Source organism: Citrobacter telavivensis, from assembly GCA_009363175.1.
GTDB classification, from domain to species: domain Bacteria; phylum Pseudomonadota; class Gammaproteobacteria; order Enterobacterales; family Enterobacteriaceae; genus Citrobacter_A; species Citrobacter_A telavivensis.
The window spans coordinates 4,297,196-4,310,036 of sequence record CP045205.1 but is presented as its reverse complement, the minus strand read 5'-3'; the positions used below and the strand labels follow the sequence as shown (position 1 = coordinate 4,310,036).

Below are 12,841 nucleotides of genomic sequence, written 5' to 3'. Positions count from 1 at the left end.
AAGATTGTTTAAAAAGATGATTGAAACACGGCCTTTGCAGCGCCGCAACGGTGAATGTCAAAGATTGAAAATCATCTTGACGCGAAACTTCCGATTTCTATAATGAGTGCTTACTCACTCATAATCAAGAGTCAGCCGCGCAAACCATCGGACAGGGGCGCGTTTTACAGGTCAGGATATGAAGCCTCTCTCCGTGTGTGTGGTCGTTATTATGCTCATTGCCAGTGCAGCAACGTTACCGTTTGTCCTTAATGCGGGCTTCGGCCAGGCGCCACAGGGCGCTCAGCTTAGTCAGGTAGAGCAATCTGCGAACTACCGTGATGGGCAATTTCATAATCAGGTGCCAACGCCGGGCTATACCGGAAACAAAAGTATGCTCGCAGCATGGTGGGAGTTTCTGGTCGCGAAGCGTGAAAATGCGCGGCCAGCCCGGCCATTACCCCTGGTTGCCACCGATCTCGCCAGCCTGCCGGTTGAGCAGAATACCCTGATCTGGATGGGGCACTCCTCGTGGTATCTGCAACTGGGCGGCAAACGTATTCTGATTGACCCGGTTTTCAGCAGCTATGCCGCACCGTTTTCGTTTCTCAACAAAGCGTTCGCCGGGGAGTATCCGTGGACGGCGCAGGCGATGCCGGAGATCGACCTGCTGATCATTTCTCACGATCACTATGACCATCTGGATTACGCCACCATCACCGCGTTAATGCCGAAGGTGAAGCGCGTGCTCACGCCACTGGGCGTTGGCTCGCATCTGCGTTACTGGGGAATGAATGGCGACATTATTGAAGAACGTGACTGGAATCAGTCTGTCAGGGTCGACGATTCACTGATGATTCACGTGCTGCCCGCGCGGCATTTCTCCGGGCGCGGTATCAAGCGCAATCAGACGCTGTGGGCCAGTTTTCTGTTCGAAACACCGGAACAGAAAATTTATTACAGCGGCGACTCGGGCTATGGGCCGCATTTCAGGGCAATTGGCGAACAGTTTGGCGGCATCGATCTCGCCATCATGGAGAACGGCCAATACGATCAGGACTGGAAGTACATTCACATGATGCCGGAAGAGACCGCGCAGGCCGCTCTGGATTTGCGGGCAAAAGCGATTTTACCCGGTCATGCCGGACGCTTTGTGCTGGCAAAGCATAGCTGGGATGACCCCTACAAACGTCTGGCACTGGCCAGTCGAAATAAAGCGTACCGTCTGCTTACCCCGATGCAGGGTGAACCGGTGAAGCTGGACGATTCAGCGCAACGGTTCACAACATGGTGGGAAAAGGCAACACATTTGCAGGAGAGGAGTTCCGAATGACCATTTCTGCTCAGGTTATCGACAGCATTGTCGAGTGGATTGATGATAATTTGAATCAGCCGCTGCGTATTGACGAGATCGCACGGCATGCGGGCTACTCCAAGTGGCACTTGCAGCGTCTGTTTTTGCAGTACAAAGGGGAGAGCCTGGGGCGCTACATTCGCGAGCGTAAACTGCTGCTGGCGGCGCGGGATCTGCGCGAATCCGACGCAAAAGTGTATGACATTTGTCTGCGCTACGGGTTTGACTCCCAGCAGACCTTTACCCGTATTTTACCCGCACGTTTAACCAGCCGCCGGGTGCCTACCGCAAAAAAAACCACAGTCGGGCGCACTGATCCTTTCCTGGTAGCGAGAGCTATCAGGAAAGGTTTCCCCTGCCTTAGCGTCTCTGCACTTGCCTAAATATTATTGCAAATAATTCCCATTTACATTAGCGTGGCTAACAAATTTCATAAGGAATGGTTGGCCAATGAAGATGGCATGGAGTGGTTTGCTTCTTGGGCTGGGGACGGTGTCGGCTCAGGCAATGCCGTGTTCGACACCCTCGGTGCAGGGGGAGCAGCAAGGGAAGTTTGATGCCAGTGGGGAAATCTGTTTTGTTCTCCCCGCCCTGAATGAAAACTATGTCTCCGCAACGCTTTCCGGCATTACCGATGCCCGGTTGCTCGATGGTCAAAATCGACGCATTCGTACCCTGCTGGAAGGTGGTCCTGCCGATGGTGAGCATCAACTGCTGTTTTCACTGCCTCAACAACAGGTTACCTCGCTGGTGCTGCACGGCAACGAAGGGATGCGCTGGCGTTTCTCCTGGCAGATGAAAGAGACGCCGCCATTACCGCGTACTCAGCGTGTGGCCCCGGTCAGTCCCGTTTTGCAGCAACTGGAAAAAGCCCTTGAGGCGGGAGCAGGCACCACGGAATTCTGGCAGGACCGTCAGCGTTACGGTACACCGCTGGTGGAACCCTTTGATGCCGATCATAAGCGCGTGACCTTTCTCTGGCGTGGCGCAAAACAGAACGTTTTTCTTTTTGGCTCACCGGCGGGCGATCACGAGCCGCTGTTCCGCTTAGGCCATTCCGACGTCTGGTTCCGTAGCTATGTTGTCCCGGCGGATACGGTTATGCAGTATAAGCTGGCGCCGGATGTTCCGCGGGTCAGCGGCTCGCCACGCGATCAGCGCTCAGACCGATCCGTTCAATCCGCTGACGATCGGTGCGAAGTCTGCCGATCGCTGGAATCAGTCGTCTTTGCTCGATCTCAGTCCATCCCGTTTTTGTTCCGCGCAGGCCATCTCGCAGCCGTTGCGTCACGGCGCGTTGACGCGAAAAATGCTCACCAGCGCGCGGTTGGGCAATACGCGTGAAGTGGCCGTTTATCGCCCTCGCACCGCGCAACCCGCGCGCTGGACGCTGATCCTGTTTGACGGCAAGACCTATCTGGATGAATACCATGTCGACCGGGTTATCGACGGACTGATTGCCCGCCATCAACTCCCGCCCATCAACGTAGTGTTTGTGGATTCTCTCGATCACTCACGGCGCGGTAAAGAGCTGCCGCCAAACCCGACGTTTGCCGATTTTATGGCTTACGAACTGGTGCCCTGGCTACGCCAGCAGGGTATTGCTCTCCCGCGACAAAAAACGGTGCTGGCGGGTTCCAGCTATGGCGGATTAGCGTCGTCATGGGTGGCGCTGCGCCATCCGCGCTTGTTTGGCAACGTGCTGAGCCTTCCTACTGGTGGGCACCCAAAGGAGAGGAGGCCAGTTGGCTGACGCAGCAGTATCAGGCGTCGCCGCGTTATCCGGTGAAATTCTGGTTGCAGGCCGGACGCTTTGAAACGCAGGGGCCAAACGGCGGGATTTATCGCAATACGCTGGCGTTTGAAAAGGTGCTCCGGGAGAAAGGCTACACGGTCAGCTTTCACCCGTGGTCAAGCGGTCACGACTATGCCGCGTGGTGTGAAGCGCTGGTCTATGGAATGCGGGATTTCACCGGCTTAGCGAGCCAGCGAAAACCATCGACGCCAGACGTAGCGAAGCACGAAATATTCAACAGCGCCAAGCGCTAAGAACCACAGACAAAACAGCAGCGTATAGAGCTGGTTGAGGTCCATCAGATGAAAGGTCGCAACCAGCTTTTGCGCCAGTACCCGTCCCAGCGACGGCGCCGGAAGCAGCAGGCAGGAGAGAAAAGCCAGCAGCAGAATACCGGCGGCGGTCATCAGGGATTCAAGCGGGTGTTTCATGGCATTGTTAAACTTGAGTTAAAAAAGCCATTGTCCGGGATCTTCCCGGCTAACGCAAACCCGCTCCGCTTACCCTGCCCAGATCTCACAATGTTTTTTCACCAGTCCGATGAGCGAACCGCCCCCGGTGACAAACTCACGCATTGTCTGCGCTTCATTGAGGTCGTTTTTCACCTGGCGGGTTAACGCCTCGATGGCGCTGGTCGCGCCCACTTTATCTGCCGATGGCGCCACGTTTTCCAGCAGGCGCAGGGTGTCCTCTGACAACGGATGGCGATCGCCGGTATGCACATCGGTCAGAATGCCTTCCAGCCCATAGCGGCAGGCCTGAAAGCGGTTGAATTTATACAGCAGGTAATCTCGTTCCTGATGCTTAAACGGACGCTCGGTTAGCAGCCAGTGGGCGGTAGCCTGGATTAATCCGGCGATATTTACCGCATGTGACAGGGTCAGCGGCGTATCCATCACCCGCACTTCGACGGTACCAAAATGCGGGCTGGGGCGAATATCCCAGTGCAAATCCTTAATGCTGTCGATCATGTTCGTATAGCTGAGTCGCCGGAATAAACCCTCAAATTCCTGCCAGTTGCTGACCCACGGCATCGGTCCATTATCGGGAAAGCCGGAGAAGATATTCAGGCGCGACGAGGCAAAGCGGGTGTCAGATCCCTGCATATAGGGTGACGCCGCCGAGAGCGCAATGAAGTGTGGGACAAAGCGTGACAGCCCGTGCAGCAGATAAATGGCGTCATCTCCGCTGGGACAGCCGACGTGGACGTGCTGTCCAAACACGGTGGCCTGTTGGATGAGATAGCCAAAGCGTTCGAGCGTGCGCTGATAGCGCTCGTTGTCGCATACCTGCTGGCGCTGCCATTTCTGAAACGGATGTGTGCCGCCGCCGCAAATTTCAAGGTGATGCTCAGCCGCCGCCTGCAGGATCACCTGCTGCATGGCGGAAAACTGCGTGGCGGCCTGATCGATGCTGTGGCAGACGTCGGTGGCCATCTCCAGCATGCTTTCAGTGATATCGTGCTTCACCTCTCCGGCGCTCACCCGGTCTTTCACCGCGGCAATCAGCGTCGAAGAGTCCTGACTCAGGTCATAACCTGGTGGATTCACCACTTGCATTTCCAGTTCAATTCCGAGGGTATACGGTTCCGAGACGTGAAAATCGGGTAGTGGCATGGCGTTCGTTTCCCAGGTGATTTGCTTTCAGTATAGAAGCGATGGGGAGATCCGCAGCGGTAGAAGAAATCTGAAAGTGGCGCTTTGAAGACGAATCGGGAACTGCTATAACCAGATTTTATCGTTGCGTAAGGAGTGAGCTGTGCCGGAAATGAATCAGTATGGTCAGACGGTTGGCGACGCGCTGCCGGACTGGCATGGCGCGTCGGTTCTGGAACGAACCGTGCTGGAAGGCCGCTGGTGTCGTCTTGAGCCGCTTGACCCGGAACGTCATGCTGGCGATCTGTTCGACGCCTATGCGCAGGCCGACGACGAGCGGGACTGGACGTGGCTGGCGAGCAGTCGGCCCGACAGCGTTGCGGCGACGTTCCACTGGCTTTGCGGGAAAGCGAACGATGACGCGCTGGTGCCTTTCACTGTCGTGGATACCCGCGCTGAACGTGCGGTGGGGCTGGTCTGCTTTATGGCGATCGAACGGGAGCACGGCAGCGTTGAAATCGGCCATGTCACCTGGTCGCCGCGGATGAAAAACAGTGTACTGGGTACGGAAGCCGTCTGGCTCTTGTTGCGGTATGCGTTTGCGCTGGGGTATCGCCGCGTGGAGTGGAAATGTGACTCTCTGAACCTGGCGTCGCGTCGGGCGGCAGAGCGGTTAGGGTTTGTATTCGAAGGCCGCTTTCGCCAGAAAATTGTGCGCAAAGGCCGCAATCGGGACAGCGACTGGTTGTCGATGATTGATGGTGAGTGGCCTGTGTGTGACCGCGCATTGCAGCGCTGGTTAGCGCCGGAGAATTTTGACGAACACGGTCAACAACGGCAGACCCTGGCGCAGTGTCGGTAGCGATAAGCGAAACTCCGCTCTGCCATCAGAGCGGAAATCACGATTAGCGCAGTGCCGGTTTGCGTACCGGCGCATCGCCCGCCACGTAATAGCGCGCGGTGCTTTTTGCCAGCGGTGCGCGACCGCGAATGGCATCGGCGATTTTCTCGCCAATCATGATGGTCGTGGCATTCAAATTGCCGGTGATAATTTGCGGCATGATCGACGCATCCACCACGCGCAGATTTTCCACGCCGTGCACGATGCCTTCGCCATCGACCACGGCCATCTCATCAACGCCCATTTTACAGGTGCCACAGGGGTGAAACGCGGTTTCCGCGTGGTTACGCACAAACGCATCCAACTGTTCGTCGCTCTGACAGTCAATGCCTGGGCTTATCTCCCGCCCACGGAATTTATCCAGCGCCGGCTGGTTGATGATTTCACGGGTAAGGCGAATCGCATCGCGGAATTCCTGCCAGTCCTGCTCCGTTGACATGTAGTTAAACAGAATCGCCGGATGCTCGCGCGGATCGCGCGATTTTATCTGCACATGACCGCGACTCGGCGAGCGCATCGAGCCGACGTGACACTGAAAACCGTGCTCTTTCACCGCGTTCGAACCGTTATAGTTAATGGCTACCGGCAGGCAATGGTACTGAATATTCGGCCAGCTAAATTCTTTACGGCTGCGAATAAATCCGCCCGCTTCAAAATGGTTACTGGCCCCAACGCCAGTCCCGCCAAACAGCCATTCGGCACCGATCTTTGGCTGGTTCCACCACTGCAGGGCAGGGTAGAGAGAGACCGGCTCTTTACACGCATACTGGAGGTACATCTCCAGGTGATCCTGTAGATTTTCACCGACGCCAGGCAAATGGTGAACCAGCGGAATCGCATGCGCTTTTAACAGCGCGGCATCACCCACGCCGGAGCGTTGCAGGATCTGCGGCGAGGCAATCGCGCCCGCGCACAGCAGCACTTCTTTTCGGGCCGTCGCGCTGACGGGGATGGTGCTGTCGCCTTCGAGCCACTCCACGCCGACCGCTTTTTTACCGTCAAAAATGATGTGGTCGGTCAGGGCATGAGTCACGATAGTGAGGTTCGGGCGCTTTTTCGCCTGATCCAGATAACCCCGGGCGGTGCTGGCGCGACGCCCCTGTGGTGTCACGGTGCGGTCCATCGGGCCAAAGCCTTCCTGCTGATAGCCGTTCAGGTCATCGGTTCGCGGGTAACCCGCCTGGACACCCGCCTCGATCATCGCTGCAAACAGCGGGTTTACCCCCGGTTTTGACGTGGTCACGCTGACCGGGCCATCGCCGCCGTGATAGTCATTGGCACCCACATCGCGGGTTTCCGCTTTGCGGTAATAGGGCAGGCAGTTGAGATAGCTCCAGTGCTCAAGTCCGGGTTCTTCCGCCCAGCGATCGAGATCCAGGGCGTTGCCACGGATGTAGCACATGCCGTTAATCAGCGAGGAACCGCCCAGCCCTTTGCCACGTCCGCACTCCATACGGCGGTAGTTCATGTGCGGTTCAGGTTCGGTCTCATACGCCCAGTTATAGCGCCTTCCCTGCAACGGGAAGGCCAGCGCTGCCGGCATCTGGGTGCGGAAATCTGCACGGTAATCCGGACCGCCTGCTTCCAAAAGCAGAACGGTGGTATTGCTGTCTTCTGTCAGTCGTGTTGCCAGTACATTGCCAGCGGAGCCGGCACCAATAATGATGTAGTCAAAATGCAATGAAACCTCCTGCTTAAAATACAGACTGGAAGGGCGCCATCTCGAGCTGGATGGATTTCACCTGGGTGTAGCTTTGCAGCGTCATTACGCCATTTTCACGCCCGATGCCGGAATGCTTGTAGCCGCCAACCGGCATTTCTGCGGGGGATTCGCCCCAGGTGTTGATCCAGCAGATCCCGGCTTCAAGCTGGTGAATGACGCGATGTGCGCGGTTGAGATCCTGGGTGACGACGCCCGCCGCCAGACCGTAATCGGTGTTGTTGGCGCGGCGAATGACCTCGTCTTCGCTCTCGTAAGTCAGGATCGCCATTACCGGGCCGAAAATTTCTTCGCGTACGATGGTCATCTCATCGTGGCAGTCGGTGAACACCGTAGGAGCAACCCAGGCGCCGTGGTCGAACGCGCTGCCCTTCAGCACATCGCCACCGCAAAGCAGCGTTGCGCCTTCGTTTTTACCGCTTTCGATATAGCGCAGGACATTTTCGCGATGCGGGAAGCTGACCAGCGGGCCAAAATTGGTGGCGGGATCGAATAAATCGCCTGCGCGGATCCGCGCCACGCGAGACAGAATGGTTTGCTCGAACGCGCTTTTCATCCGCGCCGGAATAAACACGCGAGTTCCGTTGGTACAGACCTGGCCCGTGCTGTAGAAATTCGCCATCATCGCAATATCGGCGGCGAGATTAACGTTGGCATCCTCGAAAACGATCAGCGGCGATTTACCGCCCAGTTCCATCGTCACCGCTTTCAGCGAGGAGGCGGCAGAGTTCGCCATCACTTTTTTACCGCTGGCGACGCCGCCGGTGAAGGAGACTTTGGCAATGCCCGGATGCTCGGTCAGATAGTGGCCCGTTTCCGCCCCTTCACCCGGCAGGACATTAAAGACGCCGTCCGGTAAACCGGCTTCGCTGTAGATCTCCGCCAGCTTCAGGGCGGTTAGCGGAGTGACTTCGCTGGGTTTGAAGATCATCGCATTGCCCGCCGCCAGCGCCGGCGCGGATTTCCACAGCGCGATTTGAATCGGGTAGTTCCATGCGCCAATCCCGGCGACGACGCCCAACGGCTCACGTCGGGTGTAAACGAAGGCGGTCTCGCGCAGGGGGATTTGGCTTCCTTCCAGCGCGGGGATCAGCCCGGCGTAGTATTCCAGTACATCTGCGCCGGTCACGATATCGACGCTGGCGGTTTCGCTGAACGGTTTGCCGGTATCCAGCGTTTCCAGCTTCGCCAGTTCGTCATTGCGCTCGCGCAGTATCTCCACCGCCCGACGCAGAATGCGCGAGCGTTCCATGGCGGTCATCGCCGCCCAGATTTTTTGTCCGCGCTGCGCGCTTTTCACCGCGCGGTCGACATCCTCACGGCCTGCGGCCTGTACGGTGGCAAGGACCTCACCACTGGCAGGGTTGATCGTCTCGAAAGTCCGACCGCTGGTGGCGGCCGTATAACCACCATCAATATAAAGCTGTTGTTCTGCCATTCGGGACATGCATTCTCCTCACTGAGTCAGTGGCTTTTTTGTAAGTGCTGACTGATGAAATGGGTGGTCAGCGCCTGGGCGAGACTGAGGTTAAACGGCTTACCGCTTAATGCCGCACGGAGCCACAGCCCGTCTATCAGCGCCGCTAATCCGTAACCCGCCTGTTGCGCCTGTTCACGCGGCAGCTCGCGCTTAAATTCGGCAACAATGTTCGACAGCAGGCGTTTGCTGGCGACCTGTTGCAGTCGGTACAGCATCGGTTGGTGCATGCTGCTGGCCCAGAACGCCAGCCAGGCTTTCATTGCGGCATGACTTATCTGGGTCTCGTCAAAGTTTCCCGCCACGATGGCGCGCAATCGTAGTTCCGCGCGCGCCCCCGGTAGCGCATGGAGTCGATGCAAAACGGCGTGACGCAGCTGGCTGGTGATGTCGCGCATCGTCGCCTCCAGCAATCCATTCTTATCCTTAAAGTAATGGCTAATGATCCCGGTTGAGACCCCGGCGCGACGGGCGATTTGCGCAATCGTCGCATCGTGCATCCCGACTTCATTTATCGCTTCCAGCGTGGCGTCAATCAGCTGCCGCTGCCGTATCGGCTGCATCCCCAGTTTGGGCATTTTGGGACTCCATTCATCAGTTTTGTTTAACCATTAAAGCGGTTTTTGATTGGACGTTCAATATAAAATGTGTCTTAATTGTTGCGAATTTGATTTTTAATAGTTACAAAAAATGTGAGGATACTGGATGTCAGACCTTCCACAGTGCAGAGAAAAGGACAAAATCAATCCGGTGGTTTTCTACACGTCCGCCGGGCTGATTTTGTTGTTTTCCCTGACCACCATCTTTTTTAGCGATTTCTCCGCCGTCTGGATTGGCCGGACGTTGAACTGGGTTTCAAAAACCTTCGGCTGGTACTATTTGCTGGCGGCCACGTTGTACATCGTCTTTGTTGTTTTCATCGCCTGCTCGCGCTTTGGCTCGGTCAAACTCGGGCCGGAGCAGTCGAAACCGGAATTCAGCCTGCTCAGTTGGGCCGCCATGCTGTTCGCCGCCGGGATTGGTATCGACCTGATGTTCTTTTCCGTGGCGGAGCCGGTAACACAATATATGCAGCCGCCGGAAGGCGCGGGGCAGACGATTGAAGCGGCGCGTCAGTCGATGGTCTGGACGTTATTCCACTACGGCCTGACCGGCTGGTCGATGTATGCCCTGATGGGCATGGCGCTGGGATACTTCAGCTATCGCTATAACCTGCCGTTGACTATCCGTTCCGCGCTCTATCCCATCTTTGGTAAACGCATTAACGGGCCGATCGGGCATAGCGTTGATATCGCCGCCGTCATTGGCACCATTTTTGGTATCGCCACGACGCTGGGAATTGGTGTGGTTCAGCTCAACTATGGCCTGAGCGTGTTGTTTGATATTCCGGATTCGATGGCGGCGAAAGCGGCGTTGATTGTGCTGTCGGTGGTGATTGCCACGATTTCGGTCACTTCCGGGGTGGATAAGGGCATCCGCGTGCTTTCAGAGCTTAACGTTCTGCTGGCGCTGGGGCTGATCCTTTTCGTCCTGTTTATGGGCGATACCTCATTCCTGCTCAATGCCCTGGTGCTGAACGTGGGCGACTATGTGAATCGCTTTATGGGCATGACGCTCAACAGCTTTGCCTTCGATCGCCCGGTTGAGTGGATGAATAACTGGACGCTGTTTTTCTGGGCGTGGTGGGTGGCCTGGTCGCCGTTTGTCGGCCTGTTTCTTGCGCGAATCTCGCGTGGGCGTACCATCCGTCAGTTTGTCTTCGGAACGCTGATTATTCCGTTCACCTTTACCCTGCTGTGGCTATCGGTGTTCGGCAACAGCGCGTTGTATGAAATCATTCACGGCGATGCGGGCTTTGCCCAGGAGGCGATGGCGCATCCGGAACGCGGATTCTACAGCCTGCTGGCGCAGTATCCGGCGTTTACCTTCAGCGCGTCGGTGGCCACCATCACGGGCCTGCTGTTTTATGTCACGTCAGCGGATTCCGGCGCGCTGGTGCTGGGGAATTTCACCTCGAAACTGAAGGATATCAACAGTGATGCCCCGTCATGGCTGCGCGTCTTCTGGTCGGTGGCGATCGGTTTGCTGACGCTGGGAATGTTGATGACGAACGGGATTTCAGCCTTGCAGAACACGACGGTGATCATGGGACTGCCGTTCAGCTTTGTCATTTTCTTTATTATGGCGGGATTGTATAAGTCGCTGAAGGTGGAAGATTATCGCCGTGAGAGCGCTAACCGGAATACTGCGCCGCGACCCATGGGCGTGCAGGATCGGTTGAGCTGGAAAAAACGCCTGTCGCGGCTGATGAACTATCCCGGTACGCGCTATACCCGCGAAATGATGGAGAACGTGTGCTTCCCGGCGATGGAAGAGGTGGCGCAGGAGTTAACACTGCGTGGCGCGCATGTCGAACTGAAAAGTCTGCCGCCTGTGGAAGGCGAAAGTCTGGGACACCTCGATTTGCGGGTGCACATGGGCGATGAACGTAACTTTATCTACCAAATCTGGCCGCAGAAATATGCGATACCGGGCTTTACCTATCGCGCGCGCAGCGGGAAATCGACCTATTACCGTCTGGAGACGTTCCTGCTGGAAGGCAGTCAGGGTAATGACCTGATGGACTACAGCAAAGAGCAGGTGATTACCGATATTCTCGACCAGTATGAACGCCATCTGAACTTCATCCATCTGGATCGCGAAGCGCCGGGAAATGGCGTGCTGTTCCCGGGTATGTAGGACTGTCTAAATGTTTTCCGAAAATGAAGTTTAGCTGTGTAAATATACAGTGTCGGGATAGAAGAAGAGTACGATAACGGCGGGTGCCTGATGCTTTCCAGCTTCAGGCCGTTGCTGAGGTCTGGAAAGAAGAAAGCCCCAAGGAGATAGTGCTATCAACCTTGAGGCTACCAATCCAAACCTGAACAATTCGGATGGTAGTCTCTTCTTCGCATGGAGGCAATACATGCTGACGAAATATGCCTTAATGGCAGTCATCGCACTCTGCATTACAGTGCTGGGATTCACACTCCTCGTGCGGGATTCACTCTGTGAGTTCAGCGTCAGGGAGCGTGGTATTGAGTTTAAGGCCGTTCTCGCTTACGAATCGAAGAAGTAGCCGTTATGCGGGGAGCTATCCCCGCATATCCGCTTGTCAGGTCTGGATGAGACGGCACCCGCTTTATCACATCGCCCGCAGTCAGTTACGGCTGCGGGCGAATTTCTGTTTACCAGCAGATAAATCCGCCATCAACGACGAGATCGACGCCGGTACAAAATGAGGCCGCATCACTGGCGAGGAACAGCGCCGGACCGGCCATCTCTTCAACTTTTGCCATTCGCTGGATTGGCGTCTGGCTCTCAAATTCACGCGTCTGATGAACCATTTCAGGGCGGGTGTTCATCGGCGTGGCGGTGTATCCTGGGCTGATTGAGTTCACGCGAATGCCTTTCTCAATCCATTCCATCGCCAGACTCTTCGAGAGATGAATAACCCCCGCTTTCGAGCTGTTGTAATGCGCTTGTTCAAGACCACGGTTAACGATGATTCCGGACATCGAGGCGATGTTGATGATTGAGCCGCCGCCAGATTCCAGCATCAGTTCTGCTTCGGCCTTACAGGAGTTCCATACGCCCGTGAGGTTGATGTCGATAACGCGCTGCCACTGTTCGCTTTCCATTTCCAGCGCCGGATTGGCGTTGGCTATACCGGCGGCATTCACCGCGATATCCAGACGACCAAACCGTTCTTTGGTCAGGGCGACGGCGGCGCGAAGGTCGCTAAGCTGGCGAACATCTCCCGTATAGAGCGCCGCCTGGCCGCCAATCGCGTCGATATGATTAGCCGTCTCTTTCAGTCCGCCGTCTTCGCGCAGATCAAAACAGACGACCCGCGCGCCCGCGCTGGCCAGCGCCCAGGCAATGGTCTGACCGATGCCGCTCCCTGCGCCAGTGACGAAAGCAACGCGTCCTTGCAGGTTAAACAGTTGTTGAGCAAAATCTTTTGCGATCATAGTGATA

Annotated in this window: 10 protein-coding genes and 3 pseudogenes; 6 read left to right on the top strand and 7 right to left on the bottom strand. The window is 56.3% G+C overall.

Going from position 1 to position 12,841, the window contains the following annotated elements; all coding sequences use genetic code 11:
- The first annotated feature begins 178 nt into the window (after positions 1-178).
- The 3 genes and pseudogenes from GBC03_23130 (at position 179) to GBC03_23120 (ending at position 3,382) form a co-directional block, all read left to right on the top strand.
- Entirely contained in the window at positions 179-1,312 is a 1,134-nt protein-coding gene (locus GBC03_23130) for a RomA family MBL fold metallo-hydrolase (GenBank protein ID QFS72889.1), read from the top strand.
- Positions 1,309-1,649, top strand: a pseudogene (ramA, locus tag GBC03_23125) (RamA family antibiotic efflux transcriptional regulator). The gene GBC03_23130 and the pseudogene ramA overlap by 4 nt, the downstream one beginning before the upstream one ends.
- Positions 1,650-1,783: 134 nt before the next feature.
- Positions 1,784-3,382, top strand: a pseudogene (locus GBC03_23120) (DUF3327 domain-containing protein).
- Here GBC03_23120 and GBC03_23115 read toward each other — a convergent pair.
- Together GBC03_23115 and GBC03_23110 are read right to left on the bottom strand one after the other, a co-directional pair.
- Positions 3,311-3,559 (bottom strand): DUF1158 family protein, encoded by a 249-nt coding sequence (locus tag GBC03_23115; protein QFS72888.1) that lies wholly within the window; start codon positions 3,557-3,559, stop codon positions 3,311-3,313. The pseudogene GBC03_23120 and the gene GBC03_23115 sit on opposite strands and share 72 nt — an antisense overlap.
- Positions 3,560-3,628: 69 nt before the next feature.
- Entirely contained in the window at positions 3,629-4,744 is a 1,116-nt protein-coding gene (locus GBC03_23110) for a glutamate--cysteine ligase (protein QFS72887.1), read from the bottom strand.
- Positions 4,745-4,886: 142 nt separating this feature from the next.
- Here GBC03_23110 and GBC03_23105 point away from each other — a divergent pair, with 142 nt between their 5' ends.
- Positions 4,887-5,585, top strand: a complete 699-nt coding sequence (locus tag GBC03_23105) for a GNAT family N-acetyltransferase (GenBank protein ID QFS72886.1) — start codon at positions 4,887-4,889, stop codon at positions 5,583-5,585.
- 43 nt (positions 5,586-5,628) lie between these two features.
- Here the strand turns inward: GBC03_23105 and betA are convergent, their stop codons facing one another.
- From betA to betI, 3 genes are read right to left on the bottom strand one after another with little or no spacing between them, the layout of a single operon-like run.
- Complete coding sequence (gene betA / locus GBC03_23100) at positions 5,629-7,305, bottom strand: choline dehydrogenase (GenBank protein ID QFS72885.1); 1,677 nt, start codon at positions 7,303-7,305, stop codon at positions 5,629-5,631.
- A 13-nt stretch (positions 7,306-7,318) separates the two neighbouring features.
- Positions 7,319-8,791 (bottom strand): betaine-aldehyde dehydrogenase, encoded by a 1,473-nt coding sequence (gene betB / locus GBC03_23095; protein ID QFS72884.1) that lies wholly within the window; start codon positions 8,789-8,791, stop codon positions 7,319-7,321.
- Positions 8,792-8,808: 17 nt separating this feature from the next.
- Positions 8,809-9,399: a transcriptional regulator BetI gene (betI, locus tag GBC03_23090; GenBank protein ID QFS72883.1), complete on the bottom strand. Its 591-nt coding sequence runs from the start codon at positions 9,397-9,399 to the stop codon at positions 8,809-8,811.
- A 127-nt stretch (positions 9,400-9,526) separates the two neighbouring features.
- Here betI and GBC03_23085 point away from each other — a divergent pair, with 127 nt between their 5' ends.
- Positions 9,527-11,560 carry a BCCT family transporter gene (locus GBC03_23085; GenBank protein QFS72882.1) on the top strand — a complete coding sequence of 678 codons (2,034 nt, stop codon included), beginning with the start codon at positions 9,527-9,529 and terminating at the stop codon, positions 11,558-11,560.
- Positions 11,561-11,590: 30 nt separating this feature from the next.
- Here GBC03_23085 and GBC03_23080 read toward each other — a convergent pair.
- Positions 11,591-11,818: pseudogene (locus tag GBC03_23080) on the bottom strand (hypothetical protein).
- Between GBC03_23080 and GBC03_23075 the strand changes: the two are divergent.
- On the top strand, positions 11,787-11,939 hold the full coding sequence (locus GBC03_23075; GenBank protein QFS72881.1) for a Hok/Gef family protein: 153 nt from the start codon (positions 11,787-11,789) through the stop codon (positions 11,937-11,939). The pseudogene GBC03_23080 and the gene GBC03_23075 overlap by 32 nt on opposite strands.
- 109 nt (positions 11,940-12,048) lie before the next feature.
- Here GBC03_23075 and GBC03_23070 read toward each other — a convergent pair whose 3' ends face one another.
- Positions 12,049-12,834, bottom strand: a complete 786-nt coding sequence (locus GBC03_23070) for an SDR family oxidoreductase (GenBank protein QFS72880.1) — start codon at positions 12,832-12,834, stop codon at positions 12,049-12,051.
- Positions 12,835-12,841: the final 7 nt, after the last annotated feature.

Bases quoted from the DNA above. Each gene is read 5' to 3' on its own strand.
- betB (QFS72884.1), bottom strand. From the start codon at position 8,791: ATGTCCCGAATGGCAGAACAACAGCTTTATATTGATGGTGGTTATACG.
- GBC03_23130 (QFS72889.1), top strand. From the start codon at position 179: ATGAAGCCTCTCTCCGTGTGTGTGGTCGTTATTATGCTCATTGCCAGT.
- GBC03_23085 (QFS72882.1), top strand. From the start codon at position 9,527: ATGTCAGACCTTCCACAGTGCAGAGAAAAGGACAAAATCAATCCGGTG.
- GBC03_23070 (QFS72880.1), bottom strand. From the start codon at position 12,834: ATGATCGCAAAAGATTTTGCTCAACAACTGTTTAACCTGCAAGGACGC.
- GBC03_23110 (QFS72887.1), bottom strand. From the start codon at position 4,744: ATGCCACTACCCGATTTTCACGTCTCGGAACCGTATACCCTCGGAATT.
- betI (QFS72883.1), bottom strand. From the start codon at position 9,399: ATGCCCAAACTGGGGATGCAGCCGATACGGCAGCGGCAGCTGATTGAC.
- GBC03_23115 (QFS72888.1), bottom strand. From the start codon at position 3,559: ATGAAACACCCGCTTGAATCCCTGATGACCGCCGCCGGTATTCTGCTG.
- GBC03_23075 (QFS72881.1), top strand. From the start codon at position 11,787: ATGCTGACGAAATATGCCTTAATGGCAGTCATCGCACTCTGCATTACA.